The 21,033-nt window shown below is 36.4% G+C and carries 22 protein-coding genes; 12 read left to right on the top strand and 10 right to left on the bottom strand.

The window, feature by feature from the left end:
* Positions 1-3: 3 nt before the first annotated feature.
* Complete coding sequence (locus M0D21_RS18555; protein ID WP_248332251.1) at positions 4-804, bottom strand: universal stress protein; 801 nt, start codon at positions 802-804, stop codon at positions 4-6.
* 178 nt (positions 805-982) lie between these two features.
* On the opposite strand from M0D21_RS18555, the gene M0D21_RS18550 reads away from it, so the two are divergent.
* The 5 genes from M0D21_RS18550 to M0D21_RS18530 all read left to right on the top strand — a co-directional run bounded on the left by M0D21_RS18550 (position 983) and on the right by M0D21_RS18530 (position 5,728).
* Positions 983-1,483, top strand: a complete 501-nt coding sequence (locus M0D21_RS18550) for a GNAT family N-acetyltransferase (RefSeq protein ID WP_248332249.1) — start codon at positions 983-985, stop codon at positions 1,481-1,483.
* Positions 1,480-2,808, top strand: a complete 1,329-nt coding sequence (locus tag M0D21_RS18545; RefSeq protein ID WP_248332247.1) for an MATE family efflux transporter — start codon at positions 1,480-1,482, stop codon at positions 2,806-2,808. The genes M0D21_RS18550 and M0D21_RS18545 overlap by 4 nt, the downstream gene beginning before the upstream one ends.
* A 760-nt stretch (positions 2,809-3,568) precedes the next feature.
* On the top strand, positions 3,569-4,339 hold the full coding sequence (locus M0D21_RS18540; RefSeq protein ID WP_248332245.1) for an enoyl-CoA hydratase/isomerase family protein: 771 nt from the start codon (positions 3,569-3,571) through the stop codon (positions 4,337-4,339).
* A gap of 139 nt (positions 4,340-4,478) precedes the next feature.
* Positions 4,479-4,931, top strand: coding sequence for a 6-pyruvoyl trahydropterin synthase family protein (locus M0D21_RS18535; protein WP_248332243.1), 453 nt, complete (start codon positions 4,479-4,481; stop codon positions 4,929-4,931).
* A 44-nt stretch (positions 4,932-4,975) separates the two neighbouring features.
* On the top strand, positions 4,976-5,728 hold the full coding sequence (locus M0D21_RS18530; protein WP_248332241.1) for a UDP-2,3-diacylglucosamine diphosphatase: 753 nt from the start codon (positions 4,976-4,978) through the stop codon (positions 5,726-5,728).
* Between the two features lie 63 nt (positions 5,729-5,791).
* Here the strand turns inward: M0D21_RS18530 and M0D21_RS18525 are convergent, their stop codons facing one another.
* From M0D21_RS18525 to M0D21_RS18490, 8 genes are all read right to left on the bottom strand, one after another.
* Complete coding sequence (locus tag M0D21_RS18525) at positions 5,792-7,297, bottom strand: T9SS type A sorting domain-containing protein (protein WP_248332239.1); 1,506 nt, start codon at positions 7,295-7,297, stop codon at positions 5,792-5,794.
* A gap of 162 nt (positions 7,298-7,459) precedes the next feature.
* Positions 7,460-8,428: an ABC transporter ATP-binding protein gene (locus tag M0D21_RS18520; RefSeq protein WP_248332237.1), complete on the bottom strand. Its 969-nt coding sequence runs from the start codon at positions 8,426-8,428 to the stop codon at positions 7,460-7,462.
* Between the two features lie 93 nt (positions 8,429-8,521).
* The gene (locus tag M0D21_RS18515) at positions 8,522-10,690 is read right to left on the bottom strand and encodes a prolyl oligopeptidase family serine peptidase (protein WP_248332236.1); all 2,169 of its coding nucleotides are present in this window, start codon (positions 10,688-10,690) and stop codon (positions 8,522-8,524) included.
* Between the two features lie 202 nt (positions 10,691-10,892).
* Positions 10,893-11,261: a DoxX family membrane protein gene (locus tag M0D21_RS18510; protein WP_248332234.1), complete on the bottom strand. Its 369-nt coding sequence runs from the start codon at positions 11,259-11,261 to the stop codon at positions 10,893-10,895.
* A gap of 151 nt (positions 11,262-11,412) precedes the next feature.
* Positions 11,413-12,405, bottom strand: coding sequence for an aspartate-semialdehyde dehydrogenase (locus tag M0D21_RS18505; protein WP_248332231.1), 993 nt, complete (start codon positions 12,403-12,405; stop codon positions 11,413-11,415).
* Positions 12,406-12,653: 248 nt separating this feature from the next.
* Entirely contained in the window at positions 12,654-13,073 is a 420-nt protein-coding gene (gene mscL, locus M0D21_RS18500) for a large conductance mechanosensitive channel protein MscL (RefSeq protein WP_248332229.1), read from the bottom strand.
* Positions 13,074-13,174: 101 nt separating this feature from the next.
* Positions 13,175-14,287, bottom strand: a complete 1,113-nt coding sequence (gene alr, locus M0D21_RS18495; RefSeq protein ID WP_248332227.1) for an alanine racemase — start codon at positions 14,285-14,287, stop codon at positions 13,175-13,177.
* The gene (locus tag M0D21_RS18490) at positions 14,280-14,927 is read right to left on the bottom strand and encodes a thymidine kinase (protein ID WP_248332225.1); all 648 of its coding nucleotides are present in this window, start codon (positions 14,925-14,927) and stop codon (positions 14,280-14,282) included. Before M0D21_RS18490 ends, alr begins: the two co-directional genes overlap by 8 nt.
* Before the next feature lie 106 nt (positions 14,928-15,033).
* Here M0D21_RS18490 and M0D21_RS18485 point away from each other — a divergent pair, with 106 nt between their 5' ends.
* The 6 genes from M0D21_RS18485 to M0D21_RS18460 all read left to right on the top strand — a co-directional run bounded on the left by M0D21_RS18485 (position 15,034) and on the right by M0D21_RS18460 (position 18,572).
* The gene (locus M0D21_RS18485) at positions 15,034-15,807 is read left to right on the top strand and encodes a hypothetical protein (protein WP_248332223.1); all 774 of its coding nucleotides are present in this window, start codon (positions 15,034-15,036) and stop codon (positions 15,805-15,807) included.
* A gap of 15 nt (positions 15,808-15,822) precedes the next feature.
* Positions 15,823-16,167: a DoxX family protein gene (locus M0D21_RS18480; protein ID WP_248332221.1), complete on the top strand. Its 345-nt coding sequence runs from the start codon at positions 15,823-15,825 to the stop codon at positions 16,165-16,167.
* On the top strand, positions 16,167-16,841 hold the full coding sequence (gene rsmI, locus M0D21_RS18475; protein ID WP_248332219.1) for a 16S rRNA (cytidine(1402)-2'-O)-methyltransferase: 675 nt from the start codon (positions 16,167-16,169) through the stop codon (positions 16,839-16,841). Before M0D21_RS18480 ends, rsmI begins: the two co-directional genes overlap by 1 nt.
* Positions 16,841-17,413 carry a uracil-DNA glycosylase family protein gene (locus tag M0D21_RS18470; RefSeq protein WP_248332217.1) on the top strand — a complete coding sequence of 191 codons (573 nt, stop codon included), beginning with the start codon at positions 16,841-16,843 and terminating at the stop codon, positions 17,411-17,413. Before rsmI ends, M0D21_RS18470 begins: the two co-directional genes overlap by 1 nt.
* A 20-nt stretch (positions 17,414-17,433) precedes the next feature.
* Positions 17,434-17,775, top strand: a complete 342-nt coding sequence (locus tag M0D21_RS18465) for a HopJ type III effector protein (protein WP_248332215.1) — start codon at positions 17,434-17,436, stop codon at positions 17,773-17,775.
* 95 nt (positions 17,776-17,870) lie between these two features.
* Positions 17,871-18,572 carry a M50 family metallopeptidase gene (locus M0D21_RS18460; protein ID WP_248332212.1) on the top strand — a complete coding sequence of 234 codons (702 nt, stop codon included), beginning with the start codon at positions 17,871-17,873 and terminating at the stop codon, positions 18,570-18,572.
* A 52-nt stretch (positions 18,573-18,624) separates the two neighbouring features.
* Here M0D21_RS18460 and M0D21_RS18455 read toward each other — a convergent pair whose 3' ends face one another.
* A complete protein-coding gene (locus M0D21_RS18455) occupies positions 18,625-19,215 on the bottom strand; it encodes a carboxymuconolactone decarboxylase family protein (RefSeq protein ID WP_248332210.1) in 591 nt (196 codons plus the stop codon).
* Between the two features lie 127 nt (positions 19,216-19,342).
* Between M0D21_RS18455 and recJ the strand changes: the two genes are divergently transcribed.
* Complete coding sequence (recJ, locus tag M0D21_RS18450) at positions 19,343-21,028, top strand: single-stranded-DNA-specific exonuclease RecJ (RefSeq protein ID WP_248332208.1); 1,686 nt, start codon at positions 19,343-19,345, stop codon at positions 21,026-21,028.
* Positions 21,029-21,033 lie beyond the last annotated feature (5 nt).

Raw genomic sequence — 21,033 nt, 5'->3', positions numbered from 1 at the left:
ATTTTAGTCGGCTCCTCTAAGTACTAACAAAGGAACCCTGCTTTCAAAATCTTTTTTAAGAACAGTATTTTCTTCCCATAATTTGGCAAAAAAGCCTCGTTTACGTCTAAATACTGCAATTAAGTCGGGATGACTCTCATTTAAGTGCTCCAAAACCCCTTGGAATAATGTGGCGTTTTCTGAAGACTTATAAGAAGAAACAATCTCTCCCAGGTCATTTTGAAATTCAGAGTCTTCAGGTAAATACTCTGCGGTTTTTACTTGAAGTAGTTTAATTTCAGCATCAAATGTACTTAAAATTTCTTTTATGGGAGCTAAGGCATTTTTCTTTTTTACAATACCTGATTTAACAGCCATAAGTACATTTTTGATAGAAGAGAAAGAGTAACTAGGTGGAATAATCAAAACAGGTATTTCGGTTTTCTTCACAAGACTTCCAGATGTTTCTCCAAGAAAATAAGGGTCTTTAAAATCACCTGTTTCAGAACCCAAAACAATTAGATCTATAGCGTGTTCTAAATTAAACTTAGGAATAGACTCTAGTAAATCTCCCTCTAAGGGTAATGCCACTACCTCAACTCCTTTTCTATCAAGCGATTCTAATTTTTCTTCAATATCAGTAGCAGTGATATCCTTAAGTGTTTTATTTACTTCAGGAAGACTTCCGGCACGCGGTAATTCTTTAAAAACTTGAACAGCATAGACTTTCCCACCAAGCTCTTTGGCCAGATCAATGGTATATTGAAGTAGAGCAGTGGTTACAGAACTTTCAGATAAGCCTACAGGAACAAGTATATTTTTCATCTTGTAAAAATGATTTGTGATTAAGAAAACAAAATTACGATTTTAAACGAATCTGCATGTGCTCATAAAGAAAGATACTCATATTGATTTCTTAAAGTTTCACTAAAAAGAGATGTTAAGTTTACCAGTGCTATTATCTGCCACTTAAAGTTAGTATTTTTGGCCTTTGAAAAAAAGTATGATTCGTAAGGCATTAATTTCTGATTTAGATAAGATAGTAGCCCTGGCAAGAGCATGTGCTCAGGCTATGATAGAAAAGGGTATTTATCAATGGAACGAGCATTATCCCACCAAAGAACGTTTTCAAAAAGATATTGAACTAGAGGAACTATATGTTTTTGAAGAGGAAGACGAGATTATTGGGACGATCGTATTAACCGAAATTATGGATGATGAATATGTACCTGTCAAATGGTTAACAAATAATACCAACAATCTTTATATTCATCGTTTAGCTACGGCACCAAAATGTTGGGGTAAAGGATATGCACAGCGATTGATGGATTTTGCTGAAAATTATGGGCGTGAGCATCAATATCAATCTATTCGATTAGATACGTTTAGTCAGAACTCGCGAAATCAAAAGTTTTATGAAACCCGAGGATACCAACGTTTAGGAAACATTTATTTCCCGAAACAAAGTGAACATCCTTTTTATTGTTATGAACTCATCATATGAGTACACTTATTAGTTTTAAAAACATAAATAAGTTAGCAATTCCTGCAATTATTTCTGGAATTGCAGAACCTATATTATCTGCCACCGATACCGCGGTAGTAGGTAATATTCCGGTTACTGGCACCGAATCTTTGGCGGCAGTAGGCATTGTAGGATCCTTTCTCTCGATGCTCATTTGGGTGCTGGCACAAACCCGAGCGGTTATTTCGGCCATTATATCTCAGTATCTGGGCGCTGGCAAGTTAGAGGAGGTAAAAACTTTACCGGCTCAGGCAATCCTATTTAATATTGGGTTGAGTATTATAGTTCTTCTTGCTACAGTGCCTTTTATTAAAGAAATATTTACCGTTTTAGAAGCAAAGGGTCAAGTGTTGGAATATTGTATTTCTTATTATCGCATAAGGGTATGGGGGTTTCCACTTTCTCTTTTTGTATTTGCGATTTTTGGGATTTTTAGAGGTTTACAAAATACGTTTTGGCCCATGGTCATTGCTTTAATTGGAGTGGTAGCCAATATAGGGCTTGATTTTGCATTGGTATATGGTATTAAAGGTATTGTGGAACCAATGCATCTCGACGGAGCTGCCTGGGCAAGTTTGGTTTCACAAATTATAATGGCAATATTATCGTTGGTGCTACTATTGAAAAAAACAGATGTATCTCTCAGGTTAGAAAGATTATGGCATCCGGAGATGAAACGCTTTTTAATTATGAGTGGAAACCTTTTTATAAGATCTCTCGCTCTAAATATAACCTTAATGCTTGCGGTGAGAGAAGCAACCCGTTTAGGAACCAACTATATTGCAGCACACAGTATAGCAATTCAATTATGGTTGTTTTTTGCCTTTTTTATTGATGGATATGGAGGAGCAGGAAATATTTTGGGAGGAAGATTACTTGGTGCCAAAGAATATAAAACCTTGATAGCTATGGCTAAAAAAGTAACTATTTATGGAATTATTGTAGCCTGTTTGCTCGGAAGTATAGCCCTTTTGTTTCCAGAAGAATTGGGAATGATATTCTCTAAAGATGAAGCAGTGCTTTCGATTTTTAAAGATTTTTTCTATATCGTAGTAATCATGTTGCCTATAAATGCTTTGGCCTTCGTTGGTGATGGACTATTTAAAGGAATGGGTGAAACAGGATATTTAAGAAATGTGCTTTTAGGATCTACTTTTCTGGGCTTTATTCCCACTTTGTTAATTGCAAGATATTTTGAATGGCAACTTCATGGTGTATGGATAGCTATTTCCGTCTGGATGTTTGTGAGAGGAATTGCCTTGGTGATCAAGTTTAAACAGAAATATGTTCCACTATCTGTTTGAAGTAAGCACTTTTATAATGATCCAAAGTGTTACCAAGTAGGTAGATCCCATTAAAATTTCTAATCGATATTTTTCAAAATACTTTCTTACCATAGATCAAAAATATACTTATTGTGTTGATTTTCAAATACGTATAGCTACGTATTTTAGAATAATACCGGGTAGCTCTACCCCTTGGCTACCCGGCATCCCAACTACACTATACTCGAAATATTTATAGTATGTGTAAGTTAATGTCGTAAGTAGCACATTTGTTACCCAAGTTTGATCATATTTTTTTTGAGAAAAATGACGATTTTTTTTAAATCTCATTGGAATAAGGAATTATGGCTAAAGAATCTCAAGAGGATAGAGAAGAGAATACTATACTTTTGCCATAGTATAAATAGTGTACAGCACTTTTTTTTTCAGGTTTGAAAAGTATATTTTCGCGAGTATATTCTTTAATAGAGTATACAGGCTCTGTCCAGTAGATCTAGAAATCTATGGTTATAGCAACTAATCAAGGAATAGAATTATGTTTTAAATACCAAAAACGAATACAAAAAGAATGGTATAGAAAATCATCAGAATTACCCCTATTTTTAATCTGTGTTTTTCGAAGAATTGTTCTAACATGCATTAAATATAAATTAAGTTCATTAGTTAATACATAGAATTATCTTTGTAGTTATTATTACTTTTTAACAAGAAATGAACAGATACACATATTTAAATACGCATTCCTTAAGATATTAACTATTTTGATAAAAATAATACAATGAGCACAACATCAAGAACAAACGGAAGTTTATATGTACATACCCAAAGTAATGTGGCTACTATAGAGTTTGGCCATCCTGCAAGCAATTCATTTCCGTCTGAGTTATTAGATCGGTTAGCAAAAGCGTTTGATGAATTGTCTGTTAATAACTCTGTTCATGTTATTATTCTAAAATCTGAAGGTGATCGAGCGTTTTGTGCCGGAGCTTCTTTTGATGAACTGGTTTCTATTTCTAATTTGGAAGAAGGTAAAAAGTTTTTTTCTGGTTTTGCCAATGTGATTAATTCGATGCGTACCTGTAGTAAACCCATTATAGGAAGAATACAAGGAAAAACTGTTGGTGGAGGTGTTGGGCTGGCGTCTTCTTGTAATTATTGTCTTGCAACCGAGGCCGCTTCTATCAAACTAAGTGAGTTAACTGTTGGAATAGGACCATTTGTAATAGAACCTGCAGTTTCGCGAAAAATAGGAATGGCAGCTTTTGAAACGCTGGCATGGGATGCATCTCAATGGAAGAATGCCTATTGGGCCAAAGAAAAAGGATTGTATTCAAAAGTATTCCAAACCATAGATGAGCTGGATAAAGAAGTACAACTATTAGCAGAAAAACTGGGAAGTTATAACCCAAATGCCTTAGCGCAAATGAAAAAAGTTACTTGGCAAGGCACTGATCATTGGGGAGAACTTCTTCTAGAAAGAGCAGAAATATCTGGAGAGTTGGTACTTTCAGACTTCACCAAAAAAGCACTAAATAAATTCAAAAAATAAAAGATGGATATACTAAATTTTTTAGGAGGTAACGGACTGTTTTTAATTTTGGGAATTGTCCTGGTAGTGGTTTACTTTATAAATCGAAGGAAGAGAAGGTAATCTTCCGTACCTTTGCAAAAAATTATAAAGTAGAAGGATGAGTAAGATTCGCATCACCAAACAATTTTCTTTTGAGACGGCACATGCCTTATATGGTTATGATGGTAAATGTAGAAATATTCACGGGCATAGTTATAAATTAAGTGTTACCGTGATAGGAAATCCGATTACAGATTCGTCTAACGTAAAGTGGGGTATGGTAATCGATTTTGGAGATCTGAAAAAGATTGTAAAAGAAGATATCGAAGATATCTTTGATCATGCTACTGTATTTAATAAAAATACTCCGCACATAGAACTGGCTAGAGAGCTTGAAACCAGAGGGCATGATGTGATTTTGGTGGATTACCAGCCTACTAGTGAGAATATGGTAATCGATTTTGCAGAGCGAATAAAAAAGAGACTTCCCGATACTATTAAGTTACATTCTTTAAAACTTCAGGAAACAGAAACTGCATATGCAGAGTGGTATGCTTCAGACAACCAATAGAAGCCTTATAATGCTTTTCTTATATTTACATTAAACAAAAATCTATGAACCTTCCTGAAGGGAAAAAAGTTTATTTTGCCAGTGACAATCACTTAGGAGCTCCTACCAAAGAGCAGAGTTTTCCTAGAGAACAAAAGTTTGTACAATGGTTAGATGAGGTTAAACAGGATGCGGCGGCTATTTTTTTATTGGGCGACCTTTTTGATTTTTGGTTTGAATACAAAACCGTTGTTCCCAAGGGTTTTACGAGAACGTTGGGGAAATTGGCTGAGATTACCGATTCAGGAATTCCTATTTATTATTTTGTGGGGAATCATGATCTATGGATGAATGGATATTTTGAAGAAGAACTCAATATTCCCGTATATCATAAACCCAAAGAATTTACGTTCAACGATACTACTTTTTTTATAGGCCATGGAGACGGTTTGGGTCCTGGAGACAAAGGATACAAAAGAATGAAGAAGGTTTTTACCAATCCCGTGGCAAAGTGGTTTTACCGATGGTTACATCCAGATTTGGGCGTAAGATTAGCACAATATTTATCAGTTAAGAATAAACTTATTTCTGGAGATGAAGATGTAACTTTTTTAGGTGAAGAAAACGAATGGTTGGTACAGTATTGTAAACGCAAACTAGAAGATAAACATAGAGATCATTTTGTGTTTGGTCACAGACATCTTCCTATGGAAATTGAACTTAATGAAAAATCAAAATATACCAATCTTGGTGACTGGATTATTCATTATACCTATGCCGTTTTCGACGGAAATGAACTTGAACTTAAAAAATATTAGTAGTATAAAAAAACAAGATTAGGATATACTTTTGTCCTAATCTTGTTCTTGATTTTTATAATACTATCTAATGATCATCTGTTTTACCACGATATCATTACCAATGGTAACTTTTACCAAATAGATACCTTGAGTTTTTATTGTACCTTTTAAATCTTGTAAGGAAATATTATGAGCTCCGGCTGTTAGAGATCCTAAATCTTTTGAAGCAATCTTTTTACCATTTATATTCATTACATCAACAGTACCCATATTGTTTTTGGAAACAGTAACCTGAAGCATCAAATCCTGTAGTTTTGTAGGGTTAGGATAAAGGCTTATTGTACTAGCCAGGGCAGGTGTAATTGCTACTTGAGCTCGAGAAGCGGTTGTACTATTCACATTTTTAATAATAAACTTTTCCCAAGAACCAATAGCGTTTCGGTTACAAAATATTCCCATGTCTCTTCCGTTTTCATGGCTCACATACTTCCCGTTATTTCCTTTAAGGGCATACAAATCATTACCTAGAGGTTCTAGTGTAAATTTCTCCCAAGCACCAATGGCGTTACGATTACAGTTCATGGCTTTGCTACCGTTTTCAGAGCTTACATATTTGCCATTATTCCCTTTGAACGCTACAATATTGTTCCCAAGGTCTTCCATAATAAACGTCTCATTGGCACCAGCACTATTGCGGTTGGCACGCATCGATCGGGTTCCATTTTCAGAACTTACATATTTAGCAATCGATTGCCCTTCGATGGTTACGGTATTGTTGGTACCTCCACCTGTACTTTCTTCAATAACATATACCAATACATCTACTACAGATACATTACCTTTGTTATCGTAGGCTTTTACTTCTAGAAGGTAATTTTTTACAGGAAGATTGCTTAATGCATTGTCTTGCCCTCGATCATTCCATAAATACGGAGCAAATCGTTCAGTTCTTACAAATTGTCCATCGACAATCAATTGAATTTCTTTTACTCCATCGGCATCTGTAGCTTCGGCCTCTACGGTAAAGGTAGCCGGAGCGGTAATTCGTTTGTTAAGTGTAGGAAAAATAACCCGAAGCTTCGGCCCTTCTCCGGCGCCAGAGCCACCGTTTCCTGCGGTTCCGATTTCACCAAGGTCATCACCTCCGTCTCCTCCATCACTTCCACCATCACTGCCGCTAAATCTGGGTCTGCTGGCTAGCCATGTCATATCCCATTTGGGGCCAATTTGATCACACCCATCTGGACCCAAATCTACTCTTCCGGGGCAACCTGGTTCGTCAGGAGCATCATTAAAAGGACCATTTCCGCATTGAATATCATTATAAATGGGATCTCCGTTTTGGTAAGCGCGATAATTGGGGTGTTTTTTAAGTTCATCACAAATATCTACAACACTGTATGCGGTGTTATTAATCGTTACGGTTTTGGTGGCAATTCCATGGTCTAGGTTAGAGTCGCACCAACAAAATCCGTTGGCTTCAAAACTGTCTTTCCATCCTGGTCTGGGGTTCCATTGTTGGGATGTTACGGTGTTTGAAATTAAGAATACCGCAAGTACGGTAAAAAGGTAAAATTTACGTTTCATAAGTTTAGGTTTTAGAGTAAATAAATATGTTAAGCCTCCCTATATAAACGAAGTTTATTATATAAGGCAAGAGTACATTAGGGGTACATTAGTAGAAAAAAGGAATACATATAGCATACCCTTATATTAGTAAGAGCATCAATGTCTATAAAAATAGACGAATTATTTTTTGTTTCTGCGGGAAAGGGCTTCTTCAGAAATTTGAATACCAATCATTTGCGGGGCCTTGTACTCAATAGGAGAGTTTAAAAATATTACGGTGTTATTAAAAACGGCTTCGACTAAATAATGACTTCCGTTAAAATAGGAGTTCTTTACTCTGGCTTTTACAGGAGCATCTGGAGTAAGTAATATTTCGTCTGGATACACCAGAATTTCATGATCATCTGCAAATCCGAATGCAGATAGATTAATAGTATTTACTTCGCCAAATAAAGAAGCAACATAGTAATTGGGAGGGTTTTGGTAAAGTTCTTGTGTATTTTGCTTGGCTATGATTTCTCCTTGTTGTATCACGATGGTCTCATCGGTAAAAGACAGAATGTCGGTTTTATCATGAGTTGCGGTGATACTTGTAATTTTGTTACGATGTAGATACCTAAATAGATTTCGCCGTAATGAGCTTCGTCTAAAATTATCGATATTATGAAAAGGTTCATCGAGCAGCAATATTTCTGGTTTTTTGGCCAGTGCTTTGGCTAGTGCTACCCGTTGTTTTTGACCACCACTTAGGTTTTCGACTTTGGTATTGGCAAAATCGATCATTTCTACAATTTCGAGCAGCTCATGAACACGTCCTTGTTTAATTTCGGGTTCAAAATTTGAGAGGTACTGCCCAATATTTTCAGCTACAGAACGATACGGTTGCAGCTCGAAACCTTGAGAGAGATATTTCATATTTTCTTCTCCCGGCACCAAATTAAAGAGAGGCCCCAATAACTGAGTATCGTTCCAGAATAATTTGCCTTGCTCTACATGTAGTAAACCGTAAATAATTTTGAGCAATGTACTTTTGCCGCAACCACTGGCACCAATAAGCGCAATATGTTGCCCTTGTTCTATACTGAAACTTATATTTTTTAAAACGAGTTGCTTGTCGTAAGCAAAAGATACATTCTCTATGGTAAGCATCTTCAAATATATTGAACTTTGATGAGGTTTTGGGATAAAAAAATCCGCTTCTTTGTAAGAAGCGGATTTTTGTTTTTTATTTCGGTTATGAAACTACCCTTTCACTTTATTAGTTACTTTTTCAGGAAGCACTTCATAGCCCATATTATATAGGGTGAACCCAAAAATATCGGCATATTGTTCAATCGTCTTACTCACAGGTGTTCCTGCCCCATGGCCAGCATTGGTTTCAATTCTAATTAGGGTTGGGTTAACACCGCTTTGTTTGTCTTGTAGCTCTGCTGCAAACTTAAAGGAGTGTGCGGGTACTACTCGGTCATCATGATCACCAGTAGTGACCAGGGTGGCAGGATATTGCACTCCTTCTTTTACATTATGTACAGGAGAGTATCCTTTTAGGTATTCAAACATTTCTTTGTTGTCTTCGGCAGTACCATAATCATAGGCCCATCCTGCACCTGCAGTAAAGGTATGGTAACGTAACATGTCGAGCACCCCTACAGCTGGTAAAGCAACTTTCATAAGGTCTGGACGCTGTGTCATAGTAGCTCCTACTAGTAATCCACCATTAGACCCACCACGTATGGCCAGATAATCTTTTGAAGTATACTTATTCTCGATAAGATATTCTGCAGCTGCGATAAAGTCGTCGAATACATTTTGTTTTTGTGTTTTGGTACCAGCGATATGCCATTTTTTACCATATTCACCACCACCTCTTAGGTTAGGTACCGCATAAATCCCGCCTTGCTCCATCCATACTGCGTTTGCGATACTAAAGTTTGGCGTTAGGCTGATGTTAAAACCACCATAGCCATACAGTATGGTTGGGTTTTTACCATTGAGTTCAATTCCTTTTTTATGCGTAATAATCATAGGTACTTTGGTACCATTTTTTGAGTTATAAAATACCTGCTTACTTTCGTAATTGTCTGGGTTAAAATCGATTTTTGGCTTACGATACAGCCCTGAAGTCCCTTCAGCAATATTATATTTATAAATACTAGAAGGAGTTTTATAATTGGTAAAGGAGTAATAAAGTTCTTTTTCTTCTTTTTTAGAGCCAAAACCATAAGCGCTTCCCACACCAGGAAGTTCAACTTCTCTCACCAATTTACCATCATAATCATATTGAAGTACTTTAGATACGGCATCAACCATATATGAAGTAAAGAAATATCCACCTCCGGTGTTTGGACTTAGTACATTTTCGGTTTCAGGAATAAAATCTTTCCAGTTTTCTGGAGAAGGATTAGACGCGTCTACAGAAACGATTTTTTTATTTGGTGCATTTAAATTTGTAACCAAATATAGTGTTGAACCTACATTTTCGATAACATATGTATCACTATCGGTATGATCTAAGATAGTCACTAGTTTGCTATTTGGTTTTGTAAGATCTTTAATGAATAATTTATTTCCTGAAGTAGAGATACTTGCTGAAATAATTAAATATTTATCATCTTCGGTTACTGATGCGCCAATATATCTATGTTTTTCTTCGGGAGTACCACCAAAAATAAGTGCATCTTCTTTTTGCTTAGTGCCTAACTTATGATAATATACTTTGTGTTGATCTGTCTTAGCAGAAAGCTCACTACCTTCAGGTTTGTCATAGCTAGAATAGTAGAACCCTTCATTTCCTTTCCAGGAGATACCCGAAAATTTTACATCGATAAGTGTATCTTCAATAATTTCTTTGGTTTCTACATCTTTAACGATAATTTTTCTCCAATCACTTCCTCCTTCAGAAATAGAATAGGCTGCGATTTTCCCGTTTTTAGAGAAGTTTAGACCTCCTAAAGAAGTTGTGCCGTCAGTACTAAACGTATTAGGATCTAAGAAAACCTCTGGTTCGTCACCTTCATTCTTAAATCGATACAATACATATTGATTTTGTAATCCATCATTTTTGTAAAAATAGGTGTATTCTCCCTCTTTAAATGGAGAGCCTACTTTTTCGTAGTTCCATAAATCAGATAATCTATCTTTTAGGTCTTTTCGAAAAGGAATGTTTTCTAGATACCCAAAAGTAGTTTTGTTTTGGGTAGCAACCCAGTTTTCGGTTTCTTCACTACGATCGTCTTCTAACCATCGGTAAGGATCTTTTACTTCGGTACCAAAATAAGTATCTACAGTATCTACTTTTTTGGTTTCAGGATAATTCAATGCAATGCTGGTTTTACTGTTTTCTTCTTTTGTTTCTTTTTTACAAGCTACCATGAGTGTAAGCAACGATAGCGCAAAGAGTGTGTTTTTCATATCTAATTGTGTTAGAATAATACACAAATCTATCAAAAGGAGTGACTTTATATGCTAAATAAAATATAAAAAAAGACTGCTCTAAAGAATAATCTATGAAGAAAATGGGAATTCTTCCACGTTACTTTGGGGTTTAGTAACCTGTAGGATTAATCGAATGAGAGCAGTCAGAAATTTCTGTAAGAAACGAAAAATTTTGCTTTTAGAAAAGTGTTTTATAGGAGTTCCAGTATTTAAATATTAAAAAACTGTTCACAAGAAATACAAATGCTCCGGGGCCTATGTTTGCAGGGTCCAGGGTAGCATGAAATAAAATAATATTCACAGAAATTGGAGCCATAAGAACCAAAGCAAAGGGTACAGCTTTGTTTATAACGAGAAGAAGACCGACAATTACCTCTACTAGGCCAACTGTTTTTAAAACATAACTACTGGCCAGGGCACCAAAAAAGATTCCAGCTTCAGGATTGGCAAATTCAAAATCGGGTAAAAAGCCTATAAATTTATTAAGTCCGAAAACGATTAACATTGCTCCCAGTACGATTCTTAATAGTATAATTAACTTGTTCATTGTTTTTATTTTTTAGTGATTATAATGGTTAGTTAGAGGGAGAAATGTTAAAAACCTTACAGGCTTCAATATCAATGAAGTACAATAAAAAACAAAAAACCCTTGCTATCAAAGGGATAACAAGGGTTTTATAATGGTGTTGGTTGGTTATTTAGCCGATTAATTCATTTTCAGACAGATACTCTGCAATTTGTACTGCGTTGGTTGCCGCTCCTTTTCGAAGGTTATCAGAAACGATCCACATATTCAATGCATTTTCTCGTGAGTGATCTCTTCGTATTCTACCTACAAATACATCATTTTTTCCTTCGGCATAAATAGGCATTGGATAGGTGTTGGTATCTGGGTTGTCTTGCACTGTAACTCCAGGAGTATCATTTAGTAGAGTTCTTACATCACCTTCTATATATTCTTTGTCAAACTCAAGGTTTACACTTTCGCTATGTCCTCCAACAACAGGAATACGAATAGCAGTGGCAGTAACTGCAATGGTGCGGTCATCAAGTATCTTTTGCGTTTCATTTACCAGTTTCATTTCTTCTTTGGTGTAGCCATTTTCCTGAAATACATCACAATGTGGTATCGCGTTGCGGTGAATTGGATATGGATATGCCATTTCTCCTTTATCACCAGCGTATTCGTTTTCTAATTGCTGTACCGCTTTTACTCCAGTACCAGTAATAGACTGATATGTAGAAACTACAACACGCTTAATTTTATAGGCATCATGCAAAGGACCTAATGCCATAACCATTTGTATGGTAGAGCAGTTAGGGTTCGCAATAATTTTATCTTCTGCAGTAAGTGCTTTTGCGTTAATTTCTGGAACTACAAGTTTTTTGGTAGGATCCATCCTCCAGGCCGACGAATTATCGATCACGGTAATACCGGCTTCTGCAAATTTTGGTGCCCACTCTAATGAGGTACTCCCTCCAGCAGAGAATAATGCTACATCGGGTTTCATATCGATTGCTGTAGCAAGACCTACCACGGTATATTCCTCTCCTTTATAAGATACTTTTTTACCTACAGATCGTTCTGAGGCTACAGGTATTAATTCGGTCACCGGAAAATTTCTTTCCGCCAGTACTTTTAACATTACGGTTCCTACCAATCCGGTAGCACCTACAACAGCTACTTTCATAAGAAAATAATTTCTTTTTTATTATTCGATACTTATTTGCTTATACAAAAATCGTATAAACTCTTTTAAATTTCAGCAAATGTGCAGATTATTTCTAATATGGCAAGTCTTTGAATCTAAAATATAAATATTCGTATAAAATGTTAAATATATAACAATATGTAAAAAAAGAACCGCCCATTTTCAGAGCGGTTTAGTTAGAATATGTAGTATAGCGGTAGCTATAGATAGATCATTCTACATAGAGATTAGTCCTTCTTTAGTAAATCTCTAATTTCAGCCAATAACTCTTCTTGAGTCGGTCCAGCTGGCGGTGCAGGAGCTTCCTCTTCTTTTTTCTGAGACTTCTCGTATGCCTTAAGCACGATAAATATAAACAAACCTACGATTACAAAATTGATAATAGCTTGAATTAAGTTACCATATGTCATTACTGCAGCTCCCGCTTCTTGCGCAGCAGCTAATGTTTCGTACTCTTTACCGTCGAGCGCAATAAATTTTTGAGTAAAGTCGGTTCCTCCTGTAATGATACCTACAATTGGCATAATAATGTCTGCTACAGCAGAACCTACAATTTTATTAAATGCTCCACCAATTACAACAGCAGTGGCAAGATTAACGATATCACCTTTCATTAAGAAAGACTTAAAATCTTTGAAAAATCCCATATTTGTTAGATTTATGTAGTTAGTATTGGTCTAATTTAACAAAAAAAGGCTTACAATTTACATAGGTTGAATATGGAAAAAACCAGGATTTTCGATCAAAATCACATTTTGTCGATAACAATACGTTTTACCCGTGGCGAGATAGCGGTAAGAAGCTCATATGATATCGTTCCAGAATGTTCGGCTATCTGCGCTGCGTTTGATGATGCATCAAAAATGATAACCTCATCGCCTTCTTTACAATCTATGGCAGTAATGTCTACCATAATCATATCCATACATACGTTACCTATGATGTAGGCCTTTTCACCATTGATGGTGACAAACCCTTTTTGATTTCCGTACTGTCTGCTTATACCATCGGCATGACCAATAGGAATGGTAGCAGTTTTTACAAATCCAGGAGCTTTATAAGCACGATTATATCCTACGCTTTCGCCAGGTTCTAATTTATGAATTTGAGAAATGATAGATTTTAAAGAAGCTACAGGTTTCAATTGGTTGTCGAATTTGGCTTCGTTCCCATATCCATATAAACCAATACCTGTTCGTACCATATCAAAATGTGCTTCAGGATAATTTAAGATCCCTGAAGTATTTGATTGGTGCAGTATAGGTTGATATCCCAATTGTTTACCCAAGCGTTGAGCAATATTTTTGAATGTATTGATTTGCCCAAGTGTAAAATCTCTTTCTTCATGATCTTCGCTTGCTGCCAGATGCGAAAGTAATGCCTTAATCTTAATAGCTTGGGTCTTGTTTAAGTGCTCCAGAATAAAGTCAATATCATTTTCCCAAAAGCCGATACGGTTAAGACCGGTGTTAAACTTAATATGTATAGGATATTCTTTTTGGTTTTTATCTTCTGCTACTTTGATAAATTCTTGAAGTGTTCTTGGGCTATAAATACTAGGCTCTAAGGTATGCGCGATAAGTTTTTCAAAATTCACTGGTTGCGGGTGCAATACCAAAATGGGAGTTTTGATTCCAGCCTCACGCAATGCTACACCTTCAGAAACATAGGCTACCGCAAAATAATTGGCTCCAGATTTTTCAAGGTGTTTGGCAATAACAGCTGCATCACTGCCATATCCCGAGGCTTTTACTACAGCTAGCATTTTTACATGGGGAGCAACCTTACTTTTTAGATACTTAAAATTATGAGCAAGATGAGCGAGATTAATTTCTAAAACCGTTTCTTTTGTACTACTCATCGGTTTTCCTAGTATTTTCAGACACCTCTTTAGGATCTGTAACGTCTATTTTTTTTACTTTTTCTTTGAGCATCGCTTTATAATAAGCAGCTCGACTTAGCGGTTCATATTCATCGGTCTCTCCCAAAAGTACCAAGTCGTCTTTTCTAGATTTTCTATAACTAAATTGAGCAAGGTTCCCAGTACGAGTGCATACCGCATGTACTTTGGTTACATACTCTGCTGTTGCCATAAGGGCTGGCATTGGACCAAACGGATTACCTTTAAAATCCATATCTAATCCTGCTACGATCACCCGAATTCCTTTGTTTGCCAGGTCATTACAAACAGCAACAATTTCATCGTCAAAAAACTGAGCTTCATCAATACCTACAACATCACAGGTGTCGGCTAAAATTCTAATATTAGCTGCCGCCGGAACCGGAGTAGACCGAATCTCATTGGCATCATGAGAGACGACCATCTCATCATCATACCGTACATCGATTGCCGGTTTAAATATTTCGACTTTTTGCTTTGCAAATTGTGCACGCTTTAATCTGCGTATCAATTCTTCTGTTTTACCCGAAAACATCGAACCGCAGATTACCTCTATCCACCCAAATTGCTCTTTATGATTTACTGTATTTTCGAGAAACATTTTGTATTTTTCAGAATCAATTAAGAAAACCCCTTTACCTCACGTTTAAAGATGAGGCAAATTTATTAAAAAACAAAAAGCAGTATTAGAAACGAATAAGAAAGTTATGAAGAAGAAATTGGAAGCGGAACTGATAAGTATTGCTCATAGAATATTAAAACTCAAAGACACCTCTACATTACCACAATTACAGGAAGAAGCCAGATTGCTATATGAAAAATTAACAATCTTAAGTTTTGCCGAAGCACATTTTGAAGGACCGCAACCTACTATAGGGCAAGTTGAAAAAGCTTTACAAGAAGAAGAGTCTGATGAACTAAAAAAGGTAAAAGAAAAAATACAAGCCATTATAGCTCCCAAACCTGAATTACCCAAAGACGAAGATGTGCCAACGACTTCTGTTCCGGTAGAAGAAAAAAAGGAGGAAAAAACTGAGGTAAATGATAAACCCGAATTGATTATTGAAGAGATTAATGCTCGAGTGAGTGAAGATCTTTTTGTACCGGCTTCAGAGACTACAACCGAGCAACCTTCCTTTTCTGAAGGAGTACAATCTTCGTATGAAAAGAATGATATGGAAGAAGTAACTCCATTATTTCAGAGTACCGTTACAGAGGAAAAACCAAAATCGCTAAACGAACAATTGCGAAAAGATATTCATATTGGTTTAAATGATCGATTGGCCTTTATAAAACACCTTTTCGAAGGTAGTACTACCGACTATAATAGAGTACTTTCGCAACTGAATACTATTTCTGATAAAAAAGAAGCTCAAGACTTTATAGTTTCTATGGTAAAGCCAGATTATAATAACTGGGAAGGTAAAGACGAATATGAAGAACGATTTTTTGATGTTGTTCTTAGCAAATACGAGCACTAAATAAAATACTAGATTATGAAAATTGCCTATTGGATTGCAACCATTTTGCTTTGCGCAATAATGGTGTACTCTGCCCAGATGTATTTCTTTAAAACCGAAATGATTAAAGGTTTTTTTGAAAGTTTTAATTATCCTACCTATATCGTAATTCCATTAGCTATTGCAAAAATATTGGGAGTAGTTGTTATTCTTACCAATAAAGTAAAGTGGTTAAAAGAATGGGCCTATGCTGGATTCTTTTTCGACTTGGTGTTAGCAAGCTTAGCGCATCATTATGCCGATCATCCGGTTGGATTATCTGTATATGCCATCATCATTTTAATAGTATCATATACACTAGGTAAAAAAGTAAGACCTTAATGTCAAAATTATATATTGTCCCAACACCCATTGGTAATCTAGAAGACATGACTTTTAGAGCGATAAAAGTGCTCCAAGAGGTAGATGTTATACTTGCTGAAGATACTCGTACCAGTGGAAAACTACTAAAGCATTTTGAAATTGCTACTCCCATGCAGAGCCATCATATGCATAATGAACATAAAACGGTAGATAGAATTGTGCAGAGGTTAAAAAGTGGAGAGCAGGTTGCATTAATTAGCGATGCGGGAACTCCAGCGATAAGTGACCCCGGATTTTTACTTACCAGAGCTTGTGTCGAGAATGATATACCGGTAGAATGTCTTCCTGGAGCGACAGCCTTTGTGCCTGCCCTGGTAAATAGTGGTTTACCCAATGACAAATTTGTTTTTGAAGGTTTTTTGCCTGTAAAGAAAGGGCGACAAACCCGACTAAAATTACTGGCTGAAGAAACCAGAACCATGATTTTTTATGAATCTCCGCATAAATTAATTAAAACCCTCGGTAATTTCACCGAATATTTTGGTGAAGATCGTCAGGTTTCTGTATCTAGAGAATTAAGCAAACTACACGAAGAGACCATAAGAGGAACAGCACAAGAAGTGCTTACACATTTTGAAGGCAAACCTCCTAAAGGAGAAATTGTGGTTATCGTTGAAGGAAAAAAGAAATAATGAACGAGCTGCTTTCTGATATAAAAGCCTGCGATGTATGTAAAGAGCATCTTCCTTTGGGGCCAAGACCCGTAGTAACAGGCCACCCAGATGCTAAAATTGTAATTATTGGGCAGGCACCAGGAACCAAAGTGCATGCATCAGGTATTCCGTGGGATGATGCCAGCGGAAAACAACTTAGGAAATGGCTCGATATCTCTGATGAGGTATTTTATGACGAAACCAAGATTGCGATTGTACCTATGGGGTTTTGTTATCCGGGAAAAGGGAAAAGTGGTGACTTACCACCAAGACCAGAATGTGCTCCATTATGGCACGAATCTCTGTTTAACCATATGCCTAATTTAGAATTCATAATTCTTATTGGGCAATACGCACAGAAATACTATCTAAAAGACACTGCTAAGCGCACACTTACAGATACTGTAAGATCTTTTGATGAATATCTTCCAAGGTTTTTCACATTACCACATCCATCACCCAGAAATCGATTTTGGCTTACCAAAAATCCCTGGTTTACTATCGATGTTGTGCCGGTGCTTCAAAGCATGGTAAAGAAAATCATTACATAAAAACTTTTTAATCCTAATAAATGACTACCGCTCAATTTATATCTAAACTCAAAGAAGATTCAAACCAAATAACTTTCCAAAATACGATGAGTGTAATCGATGATAACTACGATTTTACACCAAGTGCTTTCAAAAATGGAGAAGTATTGAATAAAGAAGGAGAAAACTCCGGGTCTTGTAAACTCCTATATTTTGCACATCTCCAACAACTAAATAAAGAGGAAACTTTGCATTGTTTTGGGCAGTATTATAAAGATGTTTTGAGTACTCCAGAAGGTACCGATCATCAAAACATTAGAAACTTTATAAAAACAGGATGGAGCGGTGTTTCTTTTGATCAAAATCCTTTGGTGGCAAAGTAGATCTTTACTTCTGATACGCTGCTATTTATATAGCCTAGAAATACTAAATAGGCATTAATGTTGTTATGAGAGAAGTAGTCTAAAAGAGTAAAGTGTTGAATTATAAACCGTTATTAACCGTGATTTTGATTAGTTTGCTGGTCTTTTTGATTTGGCAACTTCCTTATTTTGGGTTTATTCAATATCCATTATTGTTATTAGGTACTTGGTTTCATGAAATGGGGCATGGGCTTACGGCCTTATTTCTTGGTGGGAAGTTCTATTATCTTGAGATTTATGAAAATGGTGGTGGTGTTGCATATTCTAGTGTTACAGGCAGTTATCTTAATTACTCGATTGCAAGAGCTCTTACTTCTGCGGGCGGATTGTTTGGGCCTGCAATATCTGGAGCATTACTTATCGCTGCGGCAAGAAATCGCACAACAGCTCGAATCGCACTTTGGATATTATTGTCGGTAATGGTGCTTTCACTTTGTATATGGATTCATGATTTACTAGCCTTAGTGATTCTAAGTGTTTTTGCTGCGATACTGTTTTTTATAGCAATACTTAGGGTAAGAAACCTCGAAGTTTTTACAGTATTGTTTTTAGGGACGCAATGTGTTTTGAGTACCTACCTGCAAACGGGATATTTGTTTACCAAGCAGTTTCAAAGAAATGGGAAAACACTTTATTCAGATACACAAATGATCGCAGAATACCTGCCAGGCACCTATTGGATGTGGGCCATTTTTATTCTGATTCTTACCCTGCTACTATTGTATAAAAGCTATGCTTACTATTTGAAGAAAAAATAACCCCCGAAGATTTTCTAATTTCAGGGGTGATTTTATATCGTTCTATTTTGGTCTAAACATGCTTTCCTTTTTCCCAACCATGTTTGCCGAGGTATTTTTCTCCAGACTCAATAGCACCTTCTTCAACCGTAGTTCCCATAGAATCATTCCATCGGTTTAGGTACCCAAATAAAGAGATTACACCTAGCATTTCTACAATCTCTCCTTCGTCCCAGTGTTTATATAATTCTTCTTTAATTTTAGCATCTACAGCATTTGGAACCATTGAAGCTGCCAAAGAAAAATCTAGTGCGGCACGCTCTGCATCACTAAAAGCGGGATGTGTTTTATATTCCCAAATATTATCTAGTTGCTCTTGCTCTGCACCATATCGCTCTGCAGCACGTATAGCATGAGCCTGACAATATCTACAACCGGTGGCATTACTACTTACCCAGGCGATCATTCGTTTTAAAGCCGAAGTTACTCGCCCTTCATTGGCCATAACTGCTTTGTTCAGATTAATAAATGCTTTTGAGATGGCTGGCCTTCTTTGCATTGTTAATACCGAATTTGGGCAAAACCCCAGGGTTTCATTAAAAAATTCTGCTAATTCCCTAGTTTCTGGATCGTGATCTGCAGATAATGGAGTTACTAATGGCATATGTGTATTTTTTGAGTTTAAGTTTGAAATTTTAATACCCCAAAATACAAAACTAATGGCAAATCTATCATGGTGAAGATGTTTTTTGTACTTTGGATTTTTTAATCATTTGGAATATAACACATAGATGAGATGGACACTTAAACCAGTACCCGATTTTTCGACAGTACAAACCTTATCAGAACAGCTAAATGTAGATGAAATTATAGCTTCTCTTTTGGTGCAAAGGGGGATTACATCTTTTGAAGAAGCTAAAAAGTTTTTTAGGCCTTCTATCGATGATCTTCATGATCCTTTTTTAATGAAAGATATGGAGCTTGCGGTAGAAAGAATTAATACTGCATTGCAAAATGGTGAGAATGTATTGGTGTATGGGGACTATGATGTAGATGGAACAACTTCGGTAGCTTTAATGTCGTCTTACCTTAAAACCCTATCGTCGCAAATAGCTACATATATTCCCGATCGATATAATGAAGGATATGGAGTCTCTTATAAAGGTATCGATTATGCCCATGATAATGATATATCGCTCATTATTGCGTTGGATTGTGGAGTAAAAGCTATCGAAAAGGTGGCTTATGCAAAAGACAAAGGGATAGATTTTATTATTTGTGACCACCATAGGCCTGGAGATCAAATACCCGATGCTGTTGCGGTGTTAGATCCGAAAAGAGAAGATTGTGCATACCCTTATAAAGAATTATGTGGTTGTGGAGTAGGATTTAAATTGATTCAAGCCTTGGCTTTGGTACGTAATCAATCGATAGAAGAATTATTTCCGTATTTGGACCTGGTAGCAACGGCAATTGGAGCAGATATTGTACCCATTACAGGTGAAAACAGAGTATTGGCCTATTATGGATTGAAGGTGATTAATGCCAACCCAAGAGTAGGGTTTAGGGCAATGCTTTCGCAAGTAAAAAAGGCAACCTTGACCATAACCGATGTGGTATTTATTATCGCACCAAGAATTAATGCTGCCGGAAGAATGAAGCATGGGTTGCATGCTGTGAATTTGTTGGTTGAAGAAAATTTGGAAACTGCTTTACAGTTTGCTTCTGAAATTGAAGTGTATAATAGCGATCGCAAAGACGCAGATAAGAGTATTACTGAAGAGGCTTTGCAGCAAATCAAAAAAAATGAGGAAGAAGAACAATTTACTACGGTGGTATATGATGAAAACTGGCACAAAGGGGTGATTGGTATAGTCGCCTCAAGATTAACAGAAACCTATTACCGCCCAACATTAGTTTTTACGAAAAGCGGTGAGAAGCTTGCTGCCTCTGCAAGATCGGTTAAGGGATTTGATGTGTACAATGCTTTAGATGCTTGCTCAGACCATATCGAGCAGTTCGGAGGGCATAAATATGCGGCGGGTCTTACCTTGCTCGAAGAGCAATATGAGACGTTTAAGCAAAAATTTGAAGAAGTAGTAGCAGGTACCATTGATAAAAAATTATTGACTCCAGAAATTACTATAGATGTACCAATTGAACTCGAAGAAATTACCCCTAAGTTTTATCGTATTTTGAAGCAGTTTGCACCCTTTGGTCCGGGAAATATGACTCCGGTTTTTATGACAGAAGGTCTTGCAGATACAGGATACGGAAAATGTGTTGGAGCAGACGACAAACATCTTAAATGTGCTGTTCAAAAAAATGGAATTACCGTGGGAGCCATAGGTTTTGGCTTGGGAGCTAAACAGGTGATGATCTCAAATCAAAATAGGTTTAAAGCGGCTTTTACAATTGATGAAAATGAATGGAACGGTACGGTGTCATTGCAATTGAAGCTGAAAGATATAAATTAACTTAT

This window comes from Aquimarina acroporae (assembly GCF_023195925.1).
GTDB lineage: Bacteria > Bacteroidota > Bacteroidia > Flavobacteriales > Flavobacteriaceae > Aquimarina > Aquimarina acroporae.
The sequence above is the reverse complement of the archived record's forward strand: the minus strand, read 5'-3'. Positions and strand labels throughout refer to the sequence as shown.

Coding starts and splice junctions, on each gene's coding strand:
- M0D21_RS18555 (WP_248332251.1), bottom strand. CDS start 804: ATGAAAAATATACTTGTTCCTGTAGGCTTATCTGAAAGTTCTGTAACC.
- M0D21_RS18550 (WP_248332249.1), top strand. CDS start 983: ATGATTCGTAAGGCATTAATTTCTGATTTAGATAAGATAGTAGCCCTG.
- M0D21_RS18545 (WP_248332247.1), top strand. CDS start 1,480: ATGAGTACACTTATTAGTTTTAAAAACATAAATAAGTTAGCAATTCCT.
- M0D21_RS18540 (WP_248332245.1), top strand. CDS start 3,569: ATGAGCACAACATCAAGAACAAACGGAAGTTTATATGTACATACCCAA.
- M0D21_RS18535 (WP_248332243.1), top strand. CDS start 4,479: ATGAGTAAGATTCGCATCACCAAACAATTTTCTTTTGAGACGGCACAT.
- M0D21_RS18530 (WP_248332241.1), top strand. CDS start 4,976: ATGAACCTTCCTGAAGGGAAAAAAGTTTATTTTGCCAGTGACAATCAC.
- M0D21_RS18525 (WP_248332239.1), bottom strand. CDS start 7,297: ATGAAACGTAAATTTTACCTTTTTACCGTACTTGCGGTATTCTTAATT.
- M0D21_RS18520 (WP_248332237.1), bottom strand. CDS start 8,428: ATGCTTACCATAGAGAATGTATCTTTTGCTTACGACAAGCAACTCGTT.
- M0D21_RS18515 (WP_248332236.1), bottom strand. CDS start 10,690: ATGAAAAACACACTCTTTGCGCTATCGTTGCTTACACTCATGGTAGCT.
- M0D21_RS18510 (WP_248332234.1), bottom strand. CDS start 11,261: ATGAACAAGTTAATTATACTATTAAGAATCGTACTGGGAGCAATGTTA.
- M0D21_RS18505 (WP_248332231.1), bottom strand. CDS start 12,405: ATGAAAGTAGCTGTTGTAGGTGCTACCGGATTGGTAGGAACCGTAATG.
- mscL (WP_248332229.1), bottom strand. CDS start 13,073: ATGGGATTTTTCAAAGATTTTAAGTCTTTCTTAATGAAAGGTGATATC.
- alr (WP_248332227.1), bottom strand. CDS start 14,287: ATGAGTAGTACAAAAGAAACGGTTTTAGAAATTAATCTCGCTCATCTT.
- M0D21_RS18490 (WP_248332225.1), bottom strand. CDS start 14,927: ATGTTTCTCGAAAATACAGTAAATCATAAAGAGCAATTTGGGTGGATA.
- M0D21_RS18485 (WP_248332223.1), top strand. CDS start 15,034: ATGAAGAAGAAATTGGAAGCGGAACTGATAAGTATTGCTCATAGAATA.
- M0D21_RS18480 (WP_248332221.1), top strand. CDS start 15,823: ATGAAAATTGCCTATTGGATTGCAACCATTTTGCTTTGCGCAATAATG.
- rsmI (WP_248332219.1), top strand. CDS start 16,167: ATGTCAAAATTATATATTGTCCCAACACCCATTGGTAATCTAGAAGAC.
- M0D21_RS18470 (WP_248332217.1), top strand. CDS start 16,841: ATGAACGAGCTGCTTTCTGATATAAAAGCCTGCGATGTATGTAAAGAG.
- M0D21_RS18465 (WP_248332215.1), top strand. CDS start 17,434: ATGACTACCGCTCAATTTATATCTAAACTCAAAGAAGATTCAAACCAA.
- M0D21_RS18455 (WP_248332210.1), bottom strand. CDS start 19,215: ATGCCATTAGTAACTCCATTATCTGCAGATCACGATCCAGAAACTAGG.
- recJ (WP_248332208.1), top strand. CDS start 19,343: ATGAGATGGACACTTAAACCAGTACCCGATTTTTCGACAGTACAAACC.